General features: G+C 55.8%; 22 protein-coding genes. 7 read left to right on the top strand and 15 right to left on the bottom strand.

Annotated elements, in window-relative coordinates; all coding sequences use genetic code 11:
* The first annotated feature begins 187 nt into the window (after positions 1 to 187).
* On the top strand, positions 188 to 1,195 hold the full coding sequence (locus tag ACR0JI_RS03160; protein ID WP_480495675.1) for a replication initiator protein A: 1,008 nt from the start codon (positions 188 to 190) through the stop codon (positions 1,193 to 1,195).
* Positions 1,196 to 1,199: 4 nt separating this feature from the next.
* On the opposite strand, the gene ACR0JI_RS03155 is transcribed toward ACR0JI_RS03160, so the two are convergent.
* The 7 genes from ACR0JI_RS03155 to ACR0JI_RS03125 all read right to left on the bottom strand — a co-directional run bounded on the left by ACR0JI_RS03155 (position 1,200) and on the right by ACR0JI_RS03125 (position 8,212).
* Positions 1,200 to 1,403 carry a hypothetical protein gene (locus tag ACR0JI_RS03155; RefSeq protein WP_480495673.1) on the bottom strand — a complete coding sequence of 68 codons (204 nt, stop codon included), beginning with the start codon at positions 1,401 to 1,403 and terminating at the stop codon, positions 1,200 to 1,202.
* Between the two features lie 317 nt (positions 1,404 to 1,720).
* Positions 1,721 to 2,077 (bottom strand): DMT family transporter, encoded by a 357-nt coding sequence (locus ACR0JI_RS03150; RefSeq protein ID WP_480495671.1) that lies wholly within the window; start codon positions 2,075 to 2,077, stop codon positions 1,721 to 1,723.
* Between the two features lie 18 nt (positions 2,078 to 2,095).
* Entirely contained in the window at positions 2,096 to 2,758 is a 663-nt protein-coding gene (locus ACR0JI_RS03145; protein ID WP_480495669.1) for a class I SAM-dependent methyltransferase, read from the bottom strand.
* Between the two features lie 14 nt (positions 2,759 to 2,772).
* Positions 2,773 to 4,209 (bottom strand): UbiA family prenyltransferase, encoded by a 1,437-nt coding sequence (locus tag ACR0JI_RS03140; protein ID WP_480495667.1) that lies wholly within the window; start codon positions 4,207 to 4,209, stop codon positions 2,773 to 2,775.
* A 107-nt stretch (positions 4,210 to 4,316) separates the two neighbouring features.
* A complete protein-coding gene (locus tag ACR0JI_RS03135) occupies positions 4,317 to 5,687 on the bottom strand; it encodes a nucleotide sugar dehydrogenase (RefSeq protein WP_480495665.1) in 1,371 nt (456 codons plus the stop codon).
* Between the two features lie 219 nt (positions 5,688 to 5,906).
* Positions 5,907 to 7,082: a glycosyltransferase family 4 protein gene (locus tag ACR0JI_RS03130; RefSeq protein ID WP_480495663.1), complete on the bottom strand. Its 1,176-nt coding sequence runs from the start codon at positions 7,080 to 7,082 to the stop codon at positions 5,907 to 5,909.
* 44 nt (positions 7,083 to 7,126) lie between these two features.
* On the bottom strand, positions 7,127 to 8,212 hold the full coding sequence (locus tag ACR0JI_RS03125) for an NAD-dependent epimerase/dehydratase family protein (protein WP_480495661.1): 1,086 nt from the start codon (positions 8,210 to 8,212) through the stop codon (positions 7,127 to 7,129).
* A 160-nt stretch (positions 8,213 to 8,372) separates the two neighbouring features.
* Here ACR0JI_RS03125 and ACR0JI_RS03120 point away from each other — a divergent pair, with 160 nt between their 5' ends.
* A complete protein-coding gene (locus tag ACR0JI_RS03120; RefSeq protein ID WP_480495659.1) occupies positions 8,373 to 9,425 on the top strand; it encodes a Gfo/Idh/MocA family protein in 1,053 nt (350 codons plus the stop codon).
* On the top strand, positions 9,425 to 10,345 hold the full coding sequence (locus tag ACR0JI_RS03115) for a glycosyltransferase family 2 protein (RefSeq protein WP_480495658.1): 921 nt from the start codon (positions 9,425 to 9,427) through the stop codon (positions 10,343 to 10,345). The genes ACR0JI_RS03120 and ACR0JI_RS03115 overlap by 1 nt, the downstream gene beginning before the upstream one ends.
* Before the next feature lie 104 nt (positions 10,346 to 10,449).
* Here ACR0JI_RS03115 and ACR0JI_RS03110 read toward each other — a convergent pair whose 3' ends face one another.
* The 7 genes from ACR0JI_RS03110 to ACR0JI_RS03080 all read right to left on the bottom strand — a co-directional run bounded on the left by ACR0JI_RS03110 (position 10,450) and on the right by ACR0JI_RS03080 (position 17,099).
* Entirely contained in the window at positions 10,450 to 11,262 is an 813-nt protein-coding gene (locus ACR0JI_RS03110) for a glycosyltransferase family 2 protein (protein ID WP_480495656.1), read from the bottom strand.
* A gap of 11 nt (positions 11,263 to 11,273) precedes the next feature.
* A complete protein-coding gene (locus ACR0JI_RS03105) occupies positions 11,274 to 12,086 on the bottom strand; it encodes a sugar phosphate isomerase/epimerase family protein (RefSeq protein ID WP_480495654.1) in 813 nt (270 codons plus the stop codon).
* On the bottom strand, positions 12,083 to 12,985 hold the full coding sequence (locus ACR0JI_RS03100; protein WP_480495652.1) for an NAD-dependent epimerase/dehydratase family protein: 903 nt from the start codon (positions 12,983 to 12,985) through the stop codon (positions 12,083 to 12,085). Before ACR0JI_RS03100 ends, ACR0JI_RS03105 begins: the two co-directional genes overlap by 4 nt.
* 102 nt (positions 12,986 to 13,087) lie before the next feature.
* Positions 13,088 to 13,486, bottom strand: coding sequence for a GtrA family protein (locus tag ACR0JI_RS03095; protein WP_480495650.1), 399 nt, complete (start codon positions 13,484 to 13,486; stop codon positions 13,088 to 13,090).
* A complete protein-coding gene (locus ACR0JI_RS03090) occupies positions 13,486 to 14,655 on the bottom strand; it encodes an NAD(P)/FAD-dependent oxidoreductase (protein WP_480495648.1) in 1,170 nt (389 codons plus the stop codon). The genes ACR0JI_RS03095 and ACR0JI_RS03090 overlap by 1 nt, the downstream gene beginning before the upstream one ends.
* A gap of 18 nt (positions 14,656 to 14,673) precedes the next feature.
* Positions 14,674 to 15,693, bottom strand: a complete 1,020-nt coding sequence (locus ACR0JI_RS03085; RefSeq protein WP_480495646.1) for a hypothetical protein — start codon at positions 15,691 to 15,693, stop codon at positions 14,674 to 14,676.
* A gap of 179 nt (positions 15,694 to 15,872) precedes the next feature.
* Complete coding sequence (locus ACR0JI_RS03080; protein ID WP_480495644.1) at positions 15,873 to 17,099, bottom strand: O-fucosyltransferase family protein; 1,227 nt, start codon at positions 17,097 to 17,099, stop codon at positions 15,873 to 15,875.
* A gap of 239 nt (positions 17,100 to 17,338) precedes the next feature.
* On the opposite strand from ACR0JI_RS03080, the gene ACR0JI_RS03075 reads away from it, so the two are divergent.
* The 4 genes from ACR0JI_RS03075 to asnB all read left to right on the top strand — a co-directional run bounded on the left by ACR0JI_RS03075 (position 17,339) and on the right by asnB (position 25,041).
* Entirely contained in the window at positions 17,339 to 18,766 is a 1,428-nt protein-coding gene (locus ACR0JI_RS03075) for an oligosaccharide flippase family protein (RefSeq protein ID WP_480495643.1), read from the top strand.
* A gap of 475 nt (positions 18,767 to 19,241) precedes the next feature.
* Positions 19,242 to 21,362 carry a hypothetical protein gene (locus tag ACR0JI_RS03070; protein ID WP_480495641.1) on the top strand — a complete coding sequence of 707 codons (2,121 nt, stop codon included), beginning with the start codon at positions 19,242 to 19,244 and terminating at the stop codon, positions 21,360 to 21,362.
* 44 nt (positions 21,363 to 21,406) lie between these two features.
* On the top strand, positions 21,407 to 23,137 hold the full coding sequence (locus tag ACR0JI_RS03065; protein ID WP_480495639.1) for a glycosyltransferase family 39 protein: 1,731 nt from the start codon (positions 21,407 to 21,409) through the stop codon (positions 23,135 to 23,137).
* Positions 23,137 to 25,041 carry an asparagine synthase (glutamine-hydrolyzing) gene (asnB, locus tag ACR0JI_RS03060; RefSeq protein ID WP_480495637.1) on the top strand — a complete coding sequence of 635 codons (1,905 nt, stop codon included), beginning with the start codon at positions 23,137 to 23,139 and terminating at the stop codon, positions 25,039 to 25,041. Before ACR0JI_RS03065 ends, asnB begins: the two co-directional genes overlap by 1 nt.
* On the opposite strand, the gene ACR0JI_RS03055 is transcribed toward asnB, so the two are convergent.
* Positions 25,038 to 25,415, bottom strand: a complete 378-nt coding sequence (locus tag ACR0JI_RS03055) for a GtrA family protein (RefSeq protein ID WP_480495635.1) — start codon at positions 25,413 to 25,415, stop codon at positions 25,038 to 25,040. The genes asnB and ACR0JI_RS03055 overlap by 4 nt on opposite strands.
* Positions 25,416 to 25,551 lie beyond the last annotated feature (136 nt).

Genomic DNA, 25,551 nt, shown 5'->3' with positions numbered 1-25,551 from the left:
AAAAGAGGTTTTTGTATTTTTTGTGGATCATACTGAATCTGATCCCACGATATGGTGACTCTGATCCCACGTTGGAGTGACTCTGATCCCACGTTTCGGCGGCTTTACGCTTCCTGTGGATAACTCTACGGTAGGCGTCAATAAAACCACGAACAAAGATTCGGGCAGGACATATGGGCAGGGCAGTATGAGCGGGTCAGGGGCGTTGTTGCCCGACCGGCACCCAACGGGTGATTTTTTTGTATGCGATATCTTCGATGCGCTGCCCAAGACAGATATGGGCTCGATGGAGCATCCGATGTTTTCGCTCTCGACCCGGCCGGATCGCCGGATCCTCAATTACGAGCATAACGGGGTCGAGATCACGGTGACGCCCTCGGTGCGGGGGCTGGCGACGATCCACGACAAGGACATCCTGATCTTTTGCATCAGTCAGTTGATGGCAGCGATCAATGCGGGCCGGACGGTCAGCCGGGTGTTGCATCTGAAAGCGCATGATCTGCTGGTGGCCACCAATCGCGAAACCAGCGGCGATGGCTACAAGCGTCTGCGCGAAGCGTTCGAGCGGCTGGCAGGCACCCGGATCACCACCAACATTGTCACCGGCGAGAAGGAAACCACCACCGGGTTCGGCCTGATCGAAAGCTGGGAAATCGTCCGCCACACCCGGGCGGGCCGGATGGTCAGCGTCAGTGTGAAACTGTCGGACTGGCTGTTTCGCGCGGTGCTGGCGAAATCCGTGCTGACCCTCAGCCGCGATTACTTCCGCCTGCGCAAACCGCTCGAGCGGCGCATCTATGAGCTGGCGCGCAAACATTGCGGTCGTCAACCCGAGTGGCGGATTTCGGTTGAGGTGCTGTTGAAGAAATCGGGTTCGGCCTCGCCCCGGCGGGTGTTCCGCAAAATGATCCGCGACATGATCGCAGCCGATCACCTGCCCGATTATGAGATGATCGAAGAGCCCGGCGACCTGATCCGCTTTTCGCGCCGTGGCCAGGTGGTCGAGGGACCGGACAAACCGATCCTGCCGTCACAGGCGCTGGAGGAAGCCAGGGCAATGGCACCGGGCCGCGATGTCTATGCGCTGGAAGCGGACTGGCTGGCCTATTGGGCCGCGTCCGGTCGCCCGCAGATAAGAAACCCGCAGTGGGCGTTTCTGGGATATGTGGCCAAGAGGGTGAGTGGAAAAGAGTGACAGTTCAGCCTGAATAGGCGTGGTCTGGTTTCTCTGTACGCATTCTTAGTGATCTGGTGGCATAGAGCGCGGTGAAGGCAATCAAGATGAAGAGCCAGCCGGACAGTGCATAAACCCCAAAAGCCATCAGCAGAGAATACCCGGACAGCCAGGTCGCGATGCTGGCAGCAAGGCCGACACATATCGCTATACTAAAGATTCCCAGCATATTGGTCCAAGCGCTCCGTTCTGGTTCCGTTTTCTTTCACCCCATAAGGGCGGGTCATCGCAGTACCACAGGGGAACTTCCCCTTATCGATTCCGGTGTGGAATCATGGCAAAACTATGAACCACCTGAGGTTAAAATTTGGTTATTGGATACCCGCTGGAGCTGAGCTCCACTACTCGTTCGATACTGCGTATTGCCTGTGGTCAAAGGACTGCCTTTCCCAATTCTTCTCTGGAATTCTCAGAAAGGGCAATCTTTGAGCGGTTTTGCCGTGCAAATGTGCAAATCTCCGCCTGCCAAGGGGTGGGGCGGTGGTCTCAGGCAGGTTTGACCTGGGAGAGCACGACCACCCCGGCAATGATAAACCCGATGCCAACGAGTTTTTGCAGGTTCAGGGCTTCAGCGAAGAGGACATGACCCATAATGGCGATTCCGACCATGGCGAGCCCGGTAACGATAGGATAAGCGATACTCAGTTCGACACCGCGGATGGCGATGAGATAACCACCGAGAAGGAGAATACAGCTTATTACCCCAACCCATGCCCAGGGTGCTGTCAGCGTAGCGCGAATGTCGAGCGGCCCCGAGAAACCGAGTACGGCCAGTTTGAGGGCCACGTTTGCTGAAATATTCGCGCAAACAGCAAGCAACAGTGCAGACCAGTAAATCGACATGAGTTTCTCCTTGAAGTTTCAGGTCAGGCTTGGGCGCTGGAACAAAGTGAGCTCATGGCGATACCAAAGCATATCTATGTTCTGCCGCGCTTGAACAGTGAGCCCTTCCTGGGCACCCCAGGTTAAAATTTCATCTATATCCACGTAGTGAATCCATTCCTGGGCCACGACCAGATCATGAAGCCGGTTTGCAGTGGCGCGCCAGGCCGGTCGCCGGGCCATATCTTTGTAGAGAAACCATTTACCCGGTGCCACACGCGCTGCGGCCTGAGTAAAGACTCCGCGCTGTGCAACCGGAGGGACGTGATGCATGACATCAATCATGGAAATCAGATCGAATTCCCCTTCCGGCCAAGGTTTGGTTGCATCCAGATGCTGAAAGCTGACGTCGTGGTTTTCCGGCAATTGGCGTGTCATGGCGCCTGCAGCAGCGATGGCAGCTTCGCTGCTGTCAAAGCCAAGCCCTCCCGCAATTCTGCCGGTGGAGGCAAGCGTTCCCAGAAAGAGGCCTGCTCCGCATCCGACATCTAGAACCCTGACATCCGCGGGCACCTGATCGAGCAGAACGTGATAAGGACAGATCAGAGGGCGCCAATGCTGCAATTTTCGCAACATGATCGGACCGTCACAGTAGATCTGCCGGGCAATGTCTGAAACTTGGGCGGGCTGGTATCTAACCATTCTGGGCAGCTCCATCAAATGGTGAGGTATTTGGCGGTTAGGGTCACCACGACAAAGGCCCCGCCGATCAAAAGGCTTATTCTGTCACGCAAGGCGAACAGGACCGGATCGTCGGCAATCCGACCGCGCCGAGCACCGACCCAGATGCGGTTGCCCCAATACAGCAGCAACAGGCACAGCAGCCACAGGATTTCCGGAGTGCTGTAAAAGCCTTTCACTTCGGGGCTGTTGATGTAGAGCGCAAGAATTACAACGGCGGCTGTGATATTGGCGACGCCAAGGCTGAACATGGTCTCGCTGTCGGCATGGGAATAGTCGCGGCCATGCACATTGGTCTCGTCATGTGGGGCCGCTGCGACCTCGATATATCTCTTGAGATAGCCGAGGCTGACGAAGATGAACATCGAGAATGCCAACAGCCACGAGGACAGCACAATGCCCGTGGCGGCTGCTCCGGCGATGACACGCAGCGTGTAAAGCGAGGCCAGCACCATGACATCTGCGGTTGCGATCTGCTTGAGCCAGAAGGAATAGGCCATGGTGATGGCCAGATAGGCGATCAGCACAATCGTGAAGGCGGGCGGCAGAAAGAGCAGGGACAAGGCAAAGGCGATGCCGGGCAGGGCGATGGCCCCGATGACGCCGGTCTGAAGCGGCAGATCACCCGCGGGCAGGGGACGATGCCGCTTGCTGGTGTGGCGGCGGTCGGCCTGCAGGTCCATTAGGTCATTCAGGAAATACACGCCCGACGCACAGAGGCTGAAGCAGATAAAGGCTAGAAGTGCCGCAAGGAACCCCGCAGCGGGCAGGTGCATCTGCGAGGTGAAGATCGGCACAAAGATCAGGGCGTTCTTGGCGTATTGATGAGGGCGCATCGACTTGATGAAGGCGCGCCATACCGGCGGGCGTGAGGCGATGATCTTTTCAGCGGTGCCCGCAGCCTGCGCCGCGGCCACGTCCGAGGCCGGGGCATTGACGAAAATACCCGACCCGGCTGCCGCCCAGATCGGGCTGTCTGCTGTGCTGTCCCCGGCATAGGTAAAGGCGTCGGATCCGGCTGTGTCACGAATGGCGGCAAGCTTGTTGGGCCCTTTCAGGTTCCGGCCCTCCTCTGTGGCCAGAACAGACGAGAACAGGCCCAGATGCGCGGCCACCTTTTCGGCATAGACGCGGTGCGAGGCTGTAGCGAGGATCAGATACCTGCCTTCTTCTTTCTGCACGCGCAGATAATCCAGCAGGTCGGTTTCGAACGGCAGGTCCGCAGCTTCTAATCCGATTTCTCGGCCGATCCGCGCCTTGGCATAGGAGATACCGCGGAACACCCACAGGAGAACCGGAAAAAGATTGAGCGGGTTTTTCTTCAGGAACAGCAGAATAGCCTCGACAAACAGGTCTGTTCTGACCAGCGTCCCATCCAGATCAACAAAGATTTTTTCCGGTTTTTTACTCATTACTGGGGGTCTTCTTTCGAATTGCACATGCCTGAAAGTAAACCGGTTGTCGGTGGCGTGTCTCTGCCATGGTCCGCAGCTTCCGGGGGCCGGGACCCTGGCCTTTATCAAAGTTTCCTGAACCGCCCGCTGTCTACTGTGATCCCGCGTTTTGCAAAAACATTGCGCGTATCAAAAACCAGTGTCGCCTCGCGCGCGACCAGACCGTAATCCGGGGCGCTGTGATCGGTGATCACGGCCACCGCCGCATAGCGTTTCAGGTTGTCCGCCGTCAGCGGCTGGGAGGTTCGGCCTGCAAGTTGCGGATATTCGCCGCCTTCGGGCAGGCGGGGGAAATACGGGTCGTGATAGTCCACTTCGGCCCCCAGCTTCTCCAGCTCGTCCAGCAACACCAGCGCCGGGCTGCGGCGGGTGTCTTCGACATCGCGCTTATAGGCGATGCCCATCAGCAGGATGCGCTGACCGGTCAGGGGTTGCCCGGTCTCGGCGATGGCCGAGCCGTTACGCGCCGCCAGTTCGGCCGCCATCCGTGCCGCCAGCATGGATGGCACGGCGTCGTTGCTGGAGCGGGCCAGATTGATCAGCGGCGTATCAGATCCTGCATCCGCGGCGCGCCAGGCCAGATAGGCCGGAGACACCGGGATGCAGGCCCCACCAATTCCGGGACCGGGATAGAAGGGCATGAAGCCAAACGGTTTGGTGGCCGCCGCCTCGATCACTTCCCAGACATCCACGTCCATTGCTTCAAGCGCGGTCTTCAACTCGTTGACCAGCGCGATATTGACGGTGCGAAAGCTGTTTTCGACCAGCTTCACCGCTTCGGCTGTGGCGGCCGAGCTGACCGGAACGGCGCTGGTGACGATAGCGCGGTAGAAATCCTCGACCAGTTGCCGCGACAGCGGATCGTCGGCACCCACCACCTTCGGGATGCTGTGCGTGTCGAACTTGTCATTGCCGGGGTCTTCGCGCTCGGGCGAAAACGCCAGGAAGAAATCACTGCCCGCGCGCAGACCGCCCGCCTCAAGGATCGGCTGAACCAGGGTCGCGGTGGCACCGGGCCAGACGCTGCTTTCCAGCACCACCATCTGACCGGGGCGCAGATGCTGCGCGATGGTCTGCGCTGCGGCGGCGACAAAGCGCATGTCCGGGTCTTGTGCATCGGTCAGCGGTGTCGGCACGCAGATCAGGATGATATCGGCCTCGGCCAGTGCCGCGGCGTCCTGCGTTGCGCGGAACCTGCCACTGTCTACCGCTTGTGCGATCCGGTCTGACGCCAGATACGATATGACCTGATCGCCCTGATTGATCCGCGCCACCCGATCAGGGTTGAGGTCAACGCCGGTGGTGTCGAACCCCTCATCATAAGCCGTCAGCGCCAGCGGCAGCCCGACATAGCCCAGCCCAACCACAGCAACCCGCGCATCGCGCGCCGCGATAAGCTGCTTGAGGGAAAGATGGTGCGAGGTTTCGTAGTTCATAATCTATCCTGATCGTACAAAGTCAGACTGAAATCAATGTGCGGTTTGGCCGTCGGAAATTCAGGCTCTTTCCACGGATAGGGCGGAACGGGGGCGAATCCAACAAATTTGTCGACCGGGTTCGAGACTGCAACGCCGTGTTTCCTAAGGGGGATCAATTTTGGATTATGACAGAATTGTCGAGGATTTTATAACAAACCGAAATCGGACAAATTTTTATCATTTCGGGCGCAACGCTTGCCGAAACGATACCTCGGCCAGTTCCGCGCCCTTGTCCCAGCTAAAGCCCGCGGCCTGTGCCTGTGCCTTTTGCGACAGATCGGTTTGCAGGCCCGGTTCACTCAACAGACGGATGGCCCGATCCGCCAGGGCCTGGCTGGACAGAGGATCGAAATACAGCCCGCCATCGCCCACCACCTCGGGAAGGCTGCCGCGATCCGAGGACAGAACCGGTGTGCCGCAGGACATTGCCTCGAGCGCGGGCAGGCCGAACCCTTCCCAGAGTGAGGGGAAAACCAGCGCGTTGGCGGCGTTGAGCAGGGCGGCCAGTTCGGGGTCATCAATCTCGCCGGTGAAGACGATGCTTTCAGACCGGGCCGCATCGGCGGCGGCACTGGCCTTGAGGTCTTCGATGTTGTCCCAGAACCGTGCACCGGTGGTGCGTCCGACAATGGCCAGACGTGTGTCCGGCACTTTTGCCAGGATTTCGGGCATTGCCTCGATCAGCCGCAGCACGTTCTTGTGCCGGTTGAAACCGCCCAGATAGACCAGCAGCGGCGCATCGGGCGGGATATCATAGGCCTGCCTGGCCTGTATTAGTGCCAAATTATCATCAAGCGGCCGAAAAATGGCTTCAGCCCCTTCGGTGATCGTGTCGATCCGGTCGCGGGGGATGCGCAGGATACGCGTTAGGTCATTCGCCGAAGCCTCTGAGATCGTCATCACCCGCGTCGCCTGCATCTTGGCCAGCCAGCATTTGGCTTGCCACAGCCGGAAATTCAGTTTTTTGGGAAAGATCAGATCGGGAAAGCGTTCCGGGATCGTGTCATGATAGCACACCACCGTCGGGCGTCGGGCGGGCAGGGGGAAATAGGAATACACCGCCGGATAAAAGAAGACATCGCAGTCGATACGCCGTGCCGCCTTGGCCATTGTCAGCAGATCGGTCCCGCCCCGGGCCTTGGCCCCGGATGAGGCCTCGGACATCGACAATTCAGACCCTGCAATGCGGATTTCGACCCCATCGGGCACGGGCCGCGTCGGTTCCTGATCGAACAGGAGCGTATAGCGAAAGCCGGTATCGCGGGCGGCCAGAGCGGCGACCAGGTTGCGGGTGAACCGGCCAAAGCCGCGTTCATTTTCCCATGGCGTTGCGTCAATGGCGATATGGGTCAAATGTCTTTATCCCTGATAACATGTGGTAACTGATTACAAACAAACTATTTTCCGTATCTGGCGCGCAGATAGTCGCGGGTGGCGGCTAATCCGGCCTCAAGATCGTATTCCGGGGCATAGCCTAGTCTGGCACGGGCATGATCGATCCTGCACTGACCTGTGGTCGAAAACAGGTCCAGCATATAGCGCTCCGGGTAAACCTCATCCTGCTGCGGCAGCCGTCGCTTGATCATTTGCACCAATGCCTCGAACCGTTGCCGGCCAATCCAGCCCCGTGCGGCGGCGCTGATCCGGGCTGCCAACGGCGGAGTATCGGGGATCTCGCCCGGTTGTTCCTGTGGCAGCCGGGCAGCAAGGTCGGCGATTGGCGCATGGCGAACCGTGCCCTTGCCGATGATGCCCGCATAGCCGGTCAGCAAATCCGACCAGGAAAAAGGGGGCGCACCCGAGATGATGAACCGCTCTTGCTCCAGCCCTTCCAGCACGGCGGCGCGCAGCATGGCTTGAACCAGATCGTCGACAAAGACCGCGTTGCACCGCCCTTCGGGGTCCGGCAGCACCACGCTACCCGCCGCCATCCAATCGGCCAACCGGTCGGTCCAAAGCATGCTTCCGGGGCCATAAACCAGCGTCGGCTGCAGGATAGCCGCCGGGCACTTTCCCTGTATCAGAGCTTGCTCCATCGCCATTTTAGCCTGCCGGTATGGTGTGCCCCTGGCCTGGGTTAGCGGGCTGTCCTCGGACAGATTGTCCTGCGGCCAGCCGTCATAGACGACGATGGAGCTGATATGGATGATCCGTCCGACCTCGGCGGTGTCAGCTGCTTGTCTGAGGGTATCGAATGCGGCGAGATTGTCAGCCGCGGGTGCGCGCATGTCATAGGCCAGATGAAACAGCACGTCCTGATCGCGCAGGGCGGTTTCCATTGCAACCCTGTCGCCAAGCGACCCGGTCACGACATGCGCGCCCATCGCCTCAAGCGCGCGCGCGCCGTGGCGGCTGCGCAGCAGAACAGTGACCCTGGCGCTGGTATCCAGCAGAGTCGGAACAAGCCGTTTGCCAACAAAACCGGTTGCTCCGGTCACGAAGACGGTCTTGCCATTCAGGTGTTCCAGTCCGGCGACGTTCACGACTTTGGGTTCCTCTTCGATTTCGCTGTGTCGGCAAGTGCTGTCTTTCAGAAGCCTAGCGTGGAGGCAGCGCCTATGCTACTCCGCTTGCAGGTGAATTGTTGTTAGAGATGTCGGGTGTAACCCTATTGCGCACCTGCAATTGTTAATGAGGAATTTTATGAAGATCGGTGTGATCGGGGCGGCCGGTAAAATCGGCCAGATGCGGGTTCAGAACATTCTCGAGTCTCCTGATGCCGAACTGGCAGTGGTTCTGGATCTGGAATTTCACCGTGCCGTGGCCGTGGCTGATGGGGCGCCGGCCTTTACCGATCTCGACCGGTTCTTTGAGACGCCGATGGATGCGGTGGTGATATCGACCCCCGCGCATGTGCGTGAACCCTTATGCCTGCGTGCCTTTGAAAAAGGGCTGCATGTGCTGACCGAAAAGCCACTGGCCCCGACCGTGGAAGGCGCAAGGCGGATCGTTGAGGCGGCGAAAAAGGCGGGCAAGGCCCTGGGGGCCGGGTTCAACATGCGCTATTACCCGTCGTTTGCGCATGTGAAAGAGGTAGCGACCTCGGGCGAGATTGGCGAGATCGACCATGTCCGCGTCTATGGCGGCCATGACGGGCTGGGCCATTTCACCCATGACTGGGAATATCAGGCTGAATTCTCGGGCGGCGGTGCCCTGTGGGATGTGGGCATCCACATGACCGACATGGCGCGATTCATTCTGGGCGAGATCACCAGCGTTTACGGCGTGGCTACCAACACGGTCTGGAACGTGCCGGACTCCGAGGATAACGCGGTGGCGATCTTCAAGAACCCCGATGGCATTCCAGCGATCTATCAGGCCTGCTGGAATGATTGGAAAGGCTATCAGAGCGTGATCGAGGTCTATGGCTCGCGCGGCATGGTGCGCGGGGCCTATGCGCCGATGCAGAACCTTGTCATCACCATGGACAAGCCGGGGGGCGCGCCGAAAAAGGTGCGCAAGTTTTACCCCGAAATCATGGTGCGCGAGAAACTGAAATCCTGGAAATCGACGGCAATTCAGTCCTTTGGCGAAGAACTGGCCGATTTCATCCGGCTGACCCGTGGGGAAACCGGTCTGAACTGTGCTGATGGCCATGCCGGTCTGCGCGCGGTCGAAATAGCCACCGCCGTGCCGGAAAGCACGCGCAGCGGCCAACCGGTCATTCTGGACAATCTTGGGGACATGAAAATCTGATGAGCAGCGATCCGACCCTTTCCATCGTTTTGACCATCGTGCAAGGCGGCAGCTATGTGCGGGATTTCCTTGAGGCGGTGCGTAGTTTCGATGACCCGCCGCCGCTGGATGTGATCATTCCCTATGACGCCAGCGTGGCGGATGTTGCCCAATATGCTGATGACTACCCCGAGGTGCGGTTTCTGGATCTTGGCGTGATTGAGCCGATCCGCCCAATTACGTCCGAGGCGGGCAAGCACGAGCTTTATGATCGTCGCCGTTCGGCAGGGCTGGCTGCGGCCACGGGTGACATCATCGGTATTCTCGAAGACCGCGGCCTGCCGCAATCGGATTGGGCGCGCACCATAGTGCGTTTGTACGCGGAGACCGGCAAGAACGTGATCGGCGGCGCGATCGAATGCATGGAACCGGTCAGCTCGCTGAACTGGGCCTTCTACGTCACCGATTTCGGCCGCTACGGGCGACCGTTCGACACCGGCCCGGCAGACTGGGTTTCAGACGTGAACCTGACCTATAGCCGCAAGGCGCTGGATAAAACCCAGCACCTGTGGAAAGACCGCTATCACGAGCCGATCGTGCACTGGTATCTGATCGAACAGGGCGAGCAGCTCTGGCTGTCGAATGAGGTGGTCGTGCATCACCATCGCCCCAAGGCAACCTTCCGCGAATTGCTGCCCGAACGGTTTGACTGGGGCCGTTTGTTTGGTGAAATCCGGGCGCGTAATCAAAGCAACGCAAAGCGTCTGATGCTGATCCTGGCTGGTCCGCTGATCCCGCCGCTGCTCTGGGTGCGTCATTACAAGCTGCAGGCCAGCAAGGGGCGCGGCATGCGGTATATCAAGGCGTTGCCCTATGTCATGCTGCTGTCGACGGCGTGGACGCTGGGTGAGGTCTGGGGCTACATCACCAAGCGGCCATAGATAAAGCTGCTGTCGGGGATCTCGACAGCACGATGCACCTTACGATACCTGTTCTGCTTCTGTGTTTTGGGTGTGCAGCTCATGGTGCAAGGTTCAGGCATGACTCATTTTTTTAGATGACCTGGCGCCGGTGGGTGATATCGCTTTGTAACTGCTCCGATAAGTTCACTAAACAAACTCAGCTTGCCGCGGAACCCGCGAATCTTGGTCGGCACGGCACCAGTTCGAGGGTAGGCGCGGGTCACACCAACTTCTGTCACCCTATAGCCCAGTTGTGACGCCCGTACGGACAGATAAAACAGCAGATTATAATTCACGAACACGTTTCGGAACGGACGGACATTTGGGTCATTCAGGAAAGCTCCAGAATAGCCGCGGAACCCGTTGGTTGTATCGGTGAACCAATGCCGCGCCGCCAAGCTGATCAAGGGGGCGTGGATCATGCGACCTGCAATCCAGCGCGATAGGGGCGTGTTTATAGCCTGACCGCCCTGAATGTATCGCGATCCCTGAACATAGCCATACCCGGCCTGAAGCTTGTCGAAAATTCGCTGAATTCCATCGACGCCATCCTTGCCGTTTCCATCCATGGTAATGATCGCGTCATAACCCTGCTCAAGCGCCCAAGCATAAGCCATCCGCAATTGCGCGCTCAACCTGCCCGGGCCCGTTTTTGTCAGGCATGCTCTGACCCGCCTGCATTCAAGCTGTTCCGCATCCGTTGAACCATCATCGGAGCCACCATCTGCGACTATGACATCTACAGGCAGTTGCAGGGCCGCAATGGCGTCCAACTGCCCGAGCAATCGTCCATTCTCATTGATGACTGGAATGACAAGCGCTGCCGCAAAGCTGCGGGGGCAAAAAATATCACACCGGCCCGTAGGCACCTGCCAGTCTGACTTGTCTTCGGGCATTCAGCCCCCTTTCATTTTTGAATGAAACAAGCAGCAAGCGATTTGGAAAGCGCAGGAATTCCACCGCACATTTCAACCGACACCCAGTTGTGCCAGTCTGCTGTTTCTAGGGCGTTTAATAAGTGTTGCACGGCAGGCACCTGCGTTGCCAAAGGGGCGAGTTCCGGGGCGCTGAGATGAACATGGTTCGAGACGTTCAAAGCGGCAGGAAGCCAGGTTTCAAGTGTTGCTACCTCTTCCGTCATGATGGCCGCTCCCAAGTCCAGGTTCATGCGAATTGCAGGATGATTGACCGATGTGACGACCGCTAGAGTATCGGCGATGGTGGTCATGAAATTCGTACCATACTGTATCGGATTGGGCTCAAGTGCGACGACAACGCCCGCGGCAGAGGCTGCATCTCCCATCTTAAGGAAGGTGTCACGCCATATTGCCTTGGACTGCGCGTCACTCATTCCGGACGGGATCACTCTATTCTTCGGCGATCCAAACACAAGGTTCAAACAGCCGAGGCGTGCCGCCAGCGTAATGGCGTGACTTATGGTTTCTCGCAGGGTTTCCCTGGCGATGGGAGAGCCAAAGAGCTGGGCGTTGGATACACCGAACAGAAGGGATTGCATGGAAGATGGACGCAAACCGAATTCGGCAATCCGGGCAATAACACGGTTGCAATCGTCCGCATTTGCATGCAGCGGCGAGGGCAGATCGGGAAACAGAAGGCTTGGCGCAAGTTCCAGGCCGGTGACCCCATGGTCGCGCAGAAGCGCATAGGCTTCGAGCTTTTGCTCGGGAGGCCATGCGATATTCGATACTGACAGCTTCATTGCCCCAACCTCGCAAACTCCCGGATGCCCGAGATGATTTCATCTCGTCCAAGAAGGTAGCCGTCGTCGCGCGCCCAAAGGTTTGAAAACCGGCTGCGTATGTCCTGAGTAATTTTGGGTGCCTCACGGTAGTGAAACGACTTGCCGGTTAAAGCACTGAAAATATCACCCGCTCGAAGGGGCTGGGTCGCAAGGTTCAGAATAGGCAGGTCATTTTTTCTCGCCTTCTTAATATCGTCCCACAACCGGGATAGGTCATAGAACTGGAAGGTGCTGTCTGCATGGGTGAAGGCCAGGGCGGTGATGCCGACGTCTTCGCAGATTTTCCCGAGGCGGTCGCCCGTTGATGTATCTGCAATTCCAGCTCTGTCGTATTGCCACATGTTTGAGGATTTATTCCAGTTGAAGGCGGTCTCGATAACCTGCCGGTCAGCTTTTGGGAGGGCCTTATACAGACTGTCGTAAATTTCAGGCTTCAGGAAAGACGGCACCGGGTTCATGAGGTCGAACAAAAAGTTCTTTTTCAACCCGTGCCCAAACAATGCTGGTAATCGCAGCACCAAATGATTTGGGAAATGATCTGAAATCAGCGTTTCAAGTTCCCGACGGTGCTTACCATAGGGCAACTCGGCCTCAAATGCTTCACTGTTCTCGGTCACCGCCTGAGATGGGTCGCGATAAACGGCAATGGTCGAAATCAGAACAATACTGGCGGCCCGCGTGTGGCGTAACTTGCCGAACAGCCCCAGAATATTGGCACGATCCGCATAAGGGTTCTGGTTGGCCAGCCACATTGTTGCCGGAACGGCTGAAATGACCAGCGTATCGTATTCATGCTCGGTTATCTGATCGATGTTTGCAGAGTTGAATAGACCTCCGAAGTTGTGCTGCCGTGCCAAGTTCCCGCCAACAAACCCCGTGTATCCAACAAGACAATCCATAACTCATTCCCCCGAAACCTTCTAAACTACAATGGCCCGCTCATGCCTCTAGGGTGACCTTTACATTTTTTGGCTAAAAACAATGCGGGAATTTATAGAAAAATTAACTGTAAGTGACACGCTGGCGCCAACCAGAAGAATCAACGCGTCTCTCGACCATCCGTTCACCATCATAGCACCGGCAAGCGGATCAAGGATCAGAATTGTGGAGATGCGAGCGAGCCCGGCGAGGGCCGCGCTGACCATGACGCCGATCAAGCGTCGGGCGGATACCGCGCTGCCCTTCCTGCGGAACAGCCAGAATTCGAAGATTACATAATTGCATGTTGCGACGATCAGAAAGCTGAGTGTGGCGGAAAGCCATAGTGGCATTCCGACGGCACGATGCAGGAAAAGGGCGGCTGCAATATCAACCAGAAGACCAATGCCGCTGATGGCTGTGAACTTGAAAAAGCGCATCAGTGCTCTGTTAGCAGGTGTGGCGACAGTTGGGACCATTCCTCCCGCCTGGCTGTCAGATATTCGAAAAGATCAAAGATATTGTCTATTTTGCCCCCCAGTACTGAAAAAAGCCCGGGCATCTGTTCGTGCTCTTCCATCAGGATCGGACGTCCGTCGTCGAACTCGTTGCGTATGAGAACGGTCTTTACCTCGAAAAGAGATCGCACCCACTTTGTGTTCTTTATGCAGGGCATGTAACGCGCAGCATCATTGACCATGTGGCGCCAGCGGCTTTGGCGCCGCAATCTCGCGGCAGTGGCATAAGCGGATGTACCGGTGGGTGTATCTATCCATGCCGCATGTGGGGAATAGCGGACATGGGACAGGGAATAGACCGCCTCGGCCGGAAACGGCATCAATGAAAAGAACGGTCCATCCATTACAGTAACCGCAAGATTCGCCAAGTCGGGTGGAGGGGTCACAAGAGCGATTTCCACCAGCTCGTGTTTGAGCGGATAGAGATTGAGGCCACTGTTCCTGAGCAGCATATTCAATTGCGCGTAGGTGATATTGAATACAGTCTCTGCTGTGATGGATGAACCGTTGGAAAGTTCAAGCTCCAGTAGACCGCCTTGTGTCTGCGCTACGCGATGTGCCTCGGTTTCTAGCTGGATCGTTATGCCATTTTTCGCCATTCTGCTCTGCAGATGTTGTCGCAGCTTGATCCAGTTGAAAGCGTATTCGGGGCAGGTAAAAACCGCTTCTATAGTATCGTTGTCAAACAGAGCGGATTGCGAGGCGTTGGCGGTTCGGATCGGCGCGTTCATAAGTTGAAACATTGCTTCAAACCGATTGGCCCGGATACGGGAATTCCGTTTTGAGATTGCATAAAGCATCTCGAAGTCGTCTTGAACGCAGTTTTGAAATGTTTCAATAAATACAGGAAAATTCTTTAGCGACCGGTACGCCGTCGCGAAGTTACGCGGATAATGCAAACCGGAATGCACCCGCGCCTGATTTACGGCGGATGCCCTTGTCATAAGCTCCGATCCTCTTTCGATCACAAGAATCCGGTGCGTAATGCTGCGGAACAGCAGGCTAAGCGCGCAACCGAAGAAGCCGCCGCCAATGATGACGACATCGAATTCGGCACCACTATTAGGTTTCGTGACTGAAAGGTCATTCATGGAAAATCGGAGCCTGGGTCACTTTGACCCCAAGGTTTCAACATTGATCCTCCTGTAATCCCTAAAGAAATCCGTGTTGTTTAATTCGCGAACAATTTCATCTCCGGTATCATTTTGTAATCTGCTGAGGACCTGATAAAGCGCAGTTGAAATTGCCCCGAATAAAAGGCCGGCAAACGCCGTTGAGCCACTGATTGCAACGCTTGTCGATAGCCAGCCGGGTTGAAGTGGAAAGCCAAAAAGAAATAGGCAGACCGCATAGACAAAAAACAGGACGGCACATAGCGATACAAAAAAGCTCATCATAGCCAACAAACGTAGGATGCTTGGCGGGGAGTTGGCCAAAATCTCCATTGCCATGCCAAATTTTAAATAAATAGGACGGCTGGACGGCCGACGAGAGTTTGGTCCCACTTTCAGAGTAGTCAACTCCTCGGACAGCCAACCTTCCCGAGGTGTAAAACGCAATGCGATTTCACGATCCGCTCTGGGAGCGATCCGCTCTATATGGGACCGATGAAAAGCGGCTGACCGCAAGAGTTGGGGATCGACCCTGTAACCGGAAATCAGGCTTAGTAGGCGCGCCAATATACGAGTTACAGGACCGGCTGGGCAGGCTTCTCTCAATCTTACTGACACACCTGTTTCGATCACGGTGTCGTAGATTTTTTCCAGATTCAGAATTTCGTATTCGTCGGCCAGAATGATTAACACAAAGTCTCCGATGGTTTCGGTGGCGGCGACGATGGCGCTTCGATACTCGCCCGTCCCATCACGCAAAATCAACCCTCGTAGATTCCGTAACCCAAAGAGTTGATTGTAAGCTTCTTTGTTTCGATCATATTCTGATATGCTGACAAGAAGCATGATTTCAAAGAATTTAGCCCTAAACTCCAAAAGGCGCATCGCTGCATGTACCGCCTTTTGAATCTCGGAAATTGTGCCTCTTGAAATGATTGCAATGCTGAACAGATACTCTCCGCAAGGCTTCGGAGCCTTTGTCTTAAGTGGCGGAGAGACAACTGGAGAATCTTGCAAAACAACCTCAAAAAAAACCCAAACCAACCTAGTAGCGAAGTTTCAGTGCGTTTGGGGTGCCTGTCAAGTTCCGTCGATCTGCTGTACCGGGTATGCCGTCTTGGAATTCCGGGACAGATTGAGGCAGAAGTTTGCCAAGCCGGTGCATGGTTGTCACAAGTTACCAGTGTTGGTGAGGACTAATGCCTTGGTTGTTGATCCTCGTACCTGAAACAGCGCGCTGCCAGCAGGTTGGCCAACCGATCAAACACATCCGACACAAACCGCCCGGAAAACAGCGGTGATCTGGGCGCCTTAACGTCGGCCACCTCTTTGGTGTTGAGCTGGCGCGGGCGGGATGGGTCGACCATGATTTGGTCGCCATCGACAGAGACGACTTTTGTCAACGACATCCCGTTCTCGGCCAGCGATCGCCAGATCAGGCACAATAACCGAATAGCTGGTGCAAGGATTACATACCCGAATGCGTTCTTCACTTTGGCATACTGGTGCTCATAGTTGAGGTCAAGAAACTGCAGGTTCGGGTTCATGACCAAAGCCATCTCGCCGACAGCGGCGTGACATTTCAGAAGGTAGTTGCAGCGCGATAACAAAAGGGCGTCGACCATCACCTCGGCTCCCCGAAGCGCCTTGTTTTCGGCATCGTGAAGTCGGTTTTCATTGGTGTCGCTCAATGAAATCTTGGCGAATGAGAGAATTTTCCCCGGATATGCCTCTTCCATGATGCCGAGCCACTGGCGCTGGTCGGTGGCGACAAAGATCTTGGTGTCGTCGGGGTGTTCGGCCAGATATTTGTCGATATACGGAAAATACTCCTCGGGAAGGACTTTCCGCCCAAGATTGGGGCCGCTGCCGAAATCCATCTTGTCGGATCCCCTGAGTTGTAGACCCAGAGTGTTCTTGGAAAAGTTTTCCTCGACGAATTGATCAACTTGCCGCCCTATCGTGTCATTGACCCGGATTGTTCCGTCCTCAAGGAAGGCCCTTGCCTTTTTTCTTTGCGATAGCCACCAGCCCGACGGATAGCGGCCGTCCGCCCGGTTCTCTACGCTTTTATAGTACCCGAAAGGGTTCATGAAAAAGCTGCGCGGATCCCATCTGAACAGGCGAAAAAGATCGGAGGCGGTCGTCAGGGTAAAGACCTTGCCGTCTTGGATCAGAGAAGCCAATTCGGCGGATGAGACTCCGATCGCATCGTAATAATATTCCCAGACGTTCGGTCCTTCGCTTTCGTCGAAATACGGGTTTGGCCCTCCAAACATGTAGCTAGATTTGTGCAAATAAACGATTGGCTGGAATCCCAGCCGCAGCGCCAGTTGAAGCTGGACAACCACCCCATTGAACTGCGCGACGAAGCCATCCGCCGTATTGCAGATAAGCAGGTACTTTGTTCCCTGACTTCCCACAAACTGCCTCCCGGATCCAAATTCACTTACCATGCGCCGCCTTGGCGGTTGCGCCAATCTATGAATTTATGAGTGCAGGATTAGATGGAAGCAATTGTTTTTTATCCGGCTGAACGTGATCTGAACGTAATACGTGGAACCATAAGGAGAGGCCGGATAACATTGTTGGTTGAGTCCTGAGGTGATTAACCTATCCCATTGACAGAAATGACCTTTTACAAGCGACGAAACGGAAGATCATGAACAAGCGGCATTTCGCGATTGGCACAGCCTGGACGGCTGGAGCGGCTTGGCTCGAACAATTGGGCAACTTTGTCATCTTTGTTGTCATTGCCCGGATGATCGGTACCGAGCCGTTCGGGATTGCGGCGATGTCTCTTGCCTTTGTTTTGTTCGGAGAGGTCCTGGTTCGCGAAACGATAACCGAAGGCATAATTGAGCGCCGCGAGCTTGACGACGGTTTCCTTGAGGCCACTTTTGTCGCCCTGTTCGGTTTCGGGTTGATTATATTCGCAGCGCTGTGCGCCCTCGCGCCGATCGCCGCAATGATCTACGCGCAACCCAGCGTTGCCTTGCTCATGCTGGCGACCAGCCCGACAGTCCTACTCATTGCAGTGTCTGGCGTTCCCACGGCGCTGTTGCGCAGGAAGATGGAGTTTCGGTCGCTGGCCTATCGCTCAACGGCAGGGGTGATCGTTGGTGGTGCGATCGGTATCTTTATGGCGATGGAAGGCTACGGCGCCTGGAGCCTTGTTTGCCAACGCCTTTCGATGATGACAGTCAACTGCGTCTTCACAATTATTGCAGCCGGATGGTGGCCAAAACGATGGCCGAAGCGGGCTGATTTCCGCCTGATTGGCGGCCTCGGGCCACAGGTGCTGATCCTGCGCGCGACCACTCTGATCATCACGCAAACCCCAGCAGTCACACTGGGGATCGCCGGCAGCCCACAAGCTGTCGCCGTTTATTCGCTTGCCTGGCGCCTTGTCGAGGTCCTGGTCACGGTAACTGTGTCAGCGCCGCGATCGGTCGCACAATCGACCATCGCCGCCGTCCGCAGAAACGACGGAAGCACCATCAAGCTTTTCCTGGAATTGTGCGAGCTTGTTGCCCTGCTCGGGGTGGCCGCCCTTGCCGGGCTGGCGCTTGTTGCAAATCCTGCCATAGGGCTGATTTTTGGCACGCAATGGCAAATGACCGCAGTCGTATTGCCCTGGATCTGCCTAGCTGGTGCAATTGCCGCGCTGACGGAATTGCAGGAGTCGTATCTGATGGCGATCAATCAATCACGACAATACGTAAAGGTTGTGGTCTGCGAAGCGCTTGCGGGAATCGCGCTGCTGAGTGTTGCCAGCCAGTTCGGGGTTGTTGCGGCAGCTGCAGCTTTTGGCCTGCGAGCAATGTTCTTCCTGCCAATTCGAACTGCCGCCGCCCTGACGCCCGAAAGAATTGGTGCTGCACAATATGTGCGGTCGCTGATGCCGCCAATCGTGGCGGCGGCTGGGATGTCAGCCTCGGTGGGGCTGTGGCGGGCATTGGCTCTGGGGCATATGCTGGACGCCATCTATCTTGTTGCTGCAGTGTTGATCGGGGTGGCGTCATTTGGCGCAATCCTTGCCTTGGTGACGCCAAGTGTTCTGGTTCGCCTGAAGTCATTTGTTGATTAACCAGATGCTACCGGGTCGATATCGGTCTTCCCAACAATCGTTCATTTTTGGGTGATAATCGGACATATTTCGGAAACTGTTTATCATAGATCAACTATCGCATCGCCTTTAACAGTAACCAATCTACTCGTGTTGATGGTCGCGCCGTGAGATCCCTGCAGCCGTTGCCGTCAAATTGCAGGCGTTTATCGCCCCGCCGCGACACATCGAGGCGGTCGTTCGGTTGCGAGCTTTCACGCATACGCCGAAATGGGGGGCATTCGGGGCATACAAAAGAAGCTCTTTAGTCTAGATTCGAGAGAATATTTAAAAATAGTATTTGAGAGAAACGGCGCGAGCGGCAATTCTTTCATCAGACCGATTTTGTTTGAGTGCTTCAGAGTGTGTGATTGATATGGCCAATAATGACCCTCGCTTAGGCTCTGCTGCGATTAGACTGTGGGGTGTTACAAGGCTTGTTCTTGGAGCATTTGCCGTGGGTTTGTTTGCGTTTATGTTGGTGGGGGCCATCAATCCATCTTCTCTTTCCCGGGTCGAATACTGGTGGCTCATGATCGCATCGATGGCCTTGTTCGTGGCCGGTGTTTGCATTCGGACACAGTGGCAAATGGCAGGCATTGCTGCGGCGCTTTTGCTGGCAGGCTTCGGCGCACAACTGGCGATCAGGGATCCGTTCTGGTTTCAACACGTTCGGTTTCATCCTGCGCCTTTTTCTTACGCGATGATGGCCATGATTGCGATCCAGGGCGCCGGGACGACGCTTATTCTGCTGTGGCACAACGCTCCCCGGCACCTTATCAAAGTTTGTTCTGATCTGGGCTGGGCGCGCGTCCTTATGTTCCTGATAATACTGGCTGCTGCCTCAAAGGGAGCAATGGATTTTGTCGCCACGGAAAACTACCCTAGGTTTGCCAAGCACCTGATTATTGGGTCGGCTTTCTTGGGCATCAACATTGCCAGCTTCGTCGCCATTTTGGTTGCGCTGCCTGGTGACAGGTTGGCCGAGCTAGGCGTGCGGGTCTCACAGGCCGTCAGCTTGCCCGGCAGCGGGGACGAGGTGCAAAAGCTAGACAGGGCGTTTCCGGTTTTTCTTGCGGCAGTCCTTTTTCTGCTGTCCACCCTGATAGGTCTGGCCTCCCTCGGAGGGGTGCCGCATCTGGATGACATACTGTACCTGTTCCATGCACGCTATTTTGCCGATGGTTTGCTTGCGCTGCCGATACCGCCGTCGACTGATGCGTTCGACCATTACCTAATGAACAGCTATCAGGATCAGTGGTTTGTGACGACCTTCCCGGGCTGGCCTCTGGCGCTGGCCCTTGGGGTAAAAATCGGAGCGCCATGGATCATCAATCCTCTACTGGCGGCAATCAGTTTACTGCTGCTGCACAGTTTCATGAAAACCGTGACGGACCGAGGAACCGCAAATCTCGCCGCCCTGCTTATGGCTGTGTCGCCGTGGTACATCTCGATGGCCGCGACGCAGTTGATCCACACATTCACCTACACCTTGATCCTCGGAGCCTGGGTACTTCTGCTTAAAGCGCGGGAACGGCCCTTGATCATCGCACCGTTTCTCGCTGGGGCGATGATGGGTTGGCTGGTCATGACGCGCCCGCTGGAGGGCTTCTTCATGGGGGTGCTGACCGGATTGTGGATACTGACTTTTCTGAAAGACAAAAGACAATGGCGGACTGTTCTCGCCTATGGGTTGGGATGCGTTGTCATTGGTGGATTGATTTTCCCCTATAACGCCTATCTGACAGGGGACCCGTTCCAGACCCCGCTGAACAATTACTACAACACGTTCTGGGGGCCGGGTTCCAACGTGCTTGGGTTTGGCCCTAAACGAGGAGCCCCGAACTGGGGCAATGTCGATGTCTTCACGGGCCACAGCCCACTGGAGGCACTGATCAACGGCCAACAGAACCTGTATGAGCTCAATTTTTCGCTGTTCGGGTGGGGGGCAGCATCGTTGGCCTTTGTTCTGTTTTTTGTGTTTTGGGGCAGGTGGACCAAATTCACGGTGGCGATGGCCGTCATCATCCTGGCGACTTTCGGATTGTACTCGCTGTTTTGGTTCTATGGCGGATATTTCGCCGGACCGCGCTATTGGTTCATGATGATCGTTCCGCTGCTTGTCTTGACCGCTTGTGGAATAGTGACCACAACCTGCAAGCTGAGCCACTTTTACCCGGCTGGTCTGGTTTCACACCGGATCGGAGTTGGTGTTGTCTTTCTATGCTTGTGTTCGGTTCTGGTGTTCGAAAGCTGGTTGGGTTTCAACAGATATCCTGGGATCAATGGCTATCACGCAGACTATCAGGCACTGGCGCGGCAGGAGCGCTACCAGAACAGTCTGATGTTTATATCCTTGGAGGTGCAAAAAGAATATGGCAGCGCTTTCTGGCTGAACGATTTCAACGCCACCGCCGACAGCCCGTTGTTCGCGATTGATCTGGGGGCTAAAAGCAACCGCAATGTAGCTGCTGCCTATCCGGAGCGGGAAGTTTATTTTCTGGAGGGACGTTCGCCCACACGGGATCGGGTCATTGTCTTGCGCGGCCCCATATCTGCCGCTGATCTTAATAAGTAACCGTGAAGAACAATGAGTTGTTTGAGCATATGCATATTAGCACAATGAAGACGAAACATTTTTCTGCCCGATCCACTCTCGTGACCGCCGCCGGATTGGTGCTGGTATTTCTGGGGCTGTTTTGGGTCACTGGGGCATTGCTTAGGGGCGACAGGAGCGGTGACGCGGCGCTGGTTCAGGGCGTATGGCTGTTTAGGGCTGGTCTGGTTGTCATCGGGGCCTATTTTCTGCTTTTGCGGATTCTGCCGATCAGCAGCCCGAACAATCCCCTGGATGCCGGGCTGGCAGCGGCCAGCCGATCCCAGACGGCGGCTTTCACCGCATTGCTGATCTTTGCTGTCGCCCTGAGGTTTTATAACCTGGATATCGGCATCTGGTATGATGAGATGCTGATGTCCGTGAACTATATGCCCCTGACCGTGGGACAGATCGTCAGCACCTACCATGACGCCAACAATCATGTGCTGTATTCGGCGTTGGCGCGTCTGTCTCTTTCAGTCTTCGGCGATGGTGTCTGGGTGCTCAGGCTGCCAGCAGTGGGTTTCGGCATCGGTTGTATTGTTGCGCTCTACTATTTTGCGCGCCGGGTTGGTCCGACCAGTGAAAGCCTGTTCGCGGTGGCACTGATGACTTTCTCTTACCACCATATCTGGTTCAGTCAGAATGCGCGGGGTTATACGGCACTGCTGTTTTTTTCCATTTTGTCCAGCGCCTGGTTTCTGGATGCCATGCGTCAGGGCACCGCGCGCAAATGGGGGTTTTATTGCCTGACTGTTGTTCTGGGGGCTTACACGCATCTAACCATGGGGCTGATGGTGATGGCGCATTTCGCGATCTGGGCTACGGCCTTGTTCAGACCATCCGCACAGTATGCGCCTTACCGATGGAATGGCCTGTTCTATGGTTTCATCCCGATTGGCCTGCTGACCTTTCAGGTCTACGCGCTGGTGCTGCCCGACATGGTCGGGGGCGCGCTGCTGAATTCCGGCCTGCAGGGAGAGGAAAGCGAGTGGACCAATCCGCTATGGGCGCTGGCAGAGGTTCTCAGAAGTCTGCAAGTCGGATTTGCAAGCGGTGGCGTTGTGCTGGTGGCGGGTGCGATCTTTGCCGTTGGGCTTCTGGATTTTGCCCGCAAGCGACCGGCGGTTGTTGCGCTGTTCCTGATTCCGGTGGCGGTCGGGGTCACCATGATGACGAGCATCGGATATACACTTTTCCCACGGTTCTTCTTTTTTGCCTTCGGGTTTGCCATCGTCATCGTGATCCGCGGCGCCACAGTGACTGGCCGGTTCGGAGCGCAGCTGATCCGGGTGCCCGCATCAGCGGCCGGGTGGGTGCCTGCGCTGCTATGCGCCGGTATCGTGGCGGTGTCCGTGATGTCCCTGCGCCATGTTTACCTGCCCAAACAGGATTATGTCGGTGCAATTGATCTGATTGAACAGGAGGCGCAGGCCAATGACACGGTGCTGACCGTTGGCATCGCCGGTTTTCCGTTCAATGAATATTATCAGATGGGGTGGGAGACCGTGATGACGGTCGAGGATCTGGATCGCCTTGAATCACAAACCGGCAGAACTTGGCTGATCTACACAATGCCCGTCCAGGTCCAGAGCGCCCATCCCGAACTGCTGGCCAAAATCGAAAGTGATTATGCGGTTGTGAGACAGTTCTACGGGTCTCTGGGCGGGGGCGACGTTGTTGTTAATCTTGAAAACCGTGACACCGGTGCCCGCCCGCAGAGCGGGTCAGATTTTGGTAAGGATGTTGACGAGTAATGTGTGGTATTTGTGGAATTCTGAAAACCTATCCATCGGCGGAAAATGTTGGCGAAAATCTGATCACCGCAATGGCCGCAACACTGGCCCATCGTGGCCCGAATGATGATGGGGTCTGGTTGGATGAGCACGCCGCGCTTGGGTTCCGGCGCCTGTCAGTGATCGACCTGTCCTATGCCGGGCACCAGCCGATGACCAATGAGGACGGCACCATCGTGATTGTCTTCAATGGCGAGGTTTATAATTTTCAGGAGCTGAAAGAGAAATACCAACTAGAAGAGCGCGGCCATGTTTTCAAATCGCGCACCGATACCGAAGTCCTCATCCATCTCTACGAGGAAATCGGTTTGGACATGATCCCGGAACTCAATGGGATGTATGCCTTTGCTATTTGGGATACACGCAGCAGGGAATTACATCTGGTGCGCGACCGCTACGGAATAAAACCGTTCTTCTACCAAAATGACGGGGCGCATTTCCGCTTCGGCTCTGAAATCAAAGCGATCATTGCTGATGAGAGGGTCGTGCGGAAACCGTCGATCCAGGCTCTGCACGATTTTCTGACTTTCAACTACATCCCCGGCACTCAGACCGCCTTTGAGGGCATATTTGAGGTGCCGCCAGGCCATTACATGACCGTTACCGCCACAGGAGAGGTCACGACACAACGTTACTGGGATCTGAACTTCGATGTGGATCACGGCATCACTGAGGATCAGGCTATCGCGCGGTCGTATGAGTTGATGGACAAATCCCTGCAGCGCCGTCTGGTTGCCGATGTGCCAATTGGTGTCTTTCTGTCTGGTGGGCTGGATTCCAGTACTCTGGTGGCGCTCATGCACAAGCATGTGGACGAACCCATCCACACCTATTCCGTCGGGTTTGAAGACCAGAGCTTTAATGAACTGCCTTATGCCCGGATCGTGGCCGAGACCTTCAATACGAAACATCGTGAGGTGATCGTCACGGCCGATATGGTGCGGGAGATGCTGCCGAAATACCTTAGCTTCACCGACGAGCCGTATGGTGATGGATCGGCCATACCGACCTATTTTATCAGTGAACTGGCCAAGGACGAAGTGGTGGTTGTTTTGTCGGGCGAAGGCGGTGATGAGGCCTTTGCCGGCTATGATACGCATGCGGCCTATAACATCTATAAACAGGCCCGGAAGATACCCGCCTTTGTTCGGAACGGGGTGATGAAACCGCTGGTGAACTGCCTGCCCGTTTCAGACAAGAAACTCAGTTTCGAATTCAAGGCAAAGCGGTTTCTTGGCGGGTTAGATTTGCCGCCCGAAGAGGCGCACCTGTGGTGGCGGATCGTGCTGGGCGAAGCCGAAAAACTGGATCTTTACGCGGACGGTGTTGCCGAGGCAGAGACGTTGCAACCGTCAGTGCGGCATTTTCAGGCAGCCTATGAACATTGCGGCGCGGAAGAAACCCTGTCGCGGCTGATGTACATCGATTCAACTATTTTCTTACCTGATGATCTGATGATCAAGAATGACCGGATGACCATGGCGCATTCACTTGAGGCGCGGGTGCCCTTTACCGATCCGGAACTGACTGGGTTTCTGGCCACGGTGCCATCAGGTTTAAAGATGAAGAACCGACGCAAGAAACACCTGATGCGTCGGGCGATGGAGAATGATCTGCCTGACAGCATCCTCGACAAGAAAAAGGTCGGGTTGGAGATGCCTTATTCCCGATGGCTCAAAACCGACCTGAAGGATCTGATGATGCGCTATCTCGGCCCGGAGAATGTCGAAAGAGTGGGCTTGTTCCGTGTCCAGGCGATCCAGACGTTGATCAACGATCATCTGACTGGCCGACGTGACAACGGCCGCCCGCTTTGGGGTCTGCTGAATTACATGATGTGGTACGAACTTTATATCGACGCTTAGCCTGGTTTGTGGAACACCCAGAGCGTTGAAATAACATAGCTGGTGACAAACGAAGCACCGATTGCAACCAGCAGTATGAACCAGAAGGGCAGGGCGGTCACATAGCCCAGAACCGCCACCACGGCCAGGCGCACCGCCAGCGAAGACAGCACGGCCAGAAGATACTTGCCATACCCCCTGATCGAGATGGTGCCTTTGTCGGTATGCTCGTAGCTGAAGATATTGTGCCCGCAGTAATTGACGATCGAGCCCAGGATGAAGCCGCAGATCGAAGCGAGGACGTAAGGCGCAGAGAAGATAAGAGCCAACAAAACAGCGAGTAGATAATCAGCAGCCGTTCCCAGAACGCTGATGCTGAGGAACCTGAAAAGCAAACTTTTGTCATTGAGTTTTGAAATCATTTCAGGGCCAGGTTCCGGAATTCGGGGCAAAGGCAAAGACTTACAAGCCCGACAAACGCGATAAATCGCTGGTTGGTGAGGGTTGCCATAAAAGGTGTTTGGTTCATGA

This window comes from Ruegeria sp. N10 (assembly GCF_056531545.1).
The sequence above is the reverse complement of the archived record's forward strand: the minus strand, read 5'-3'. Positions and strand labels throughout refer to the sequence as shown.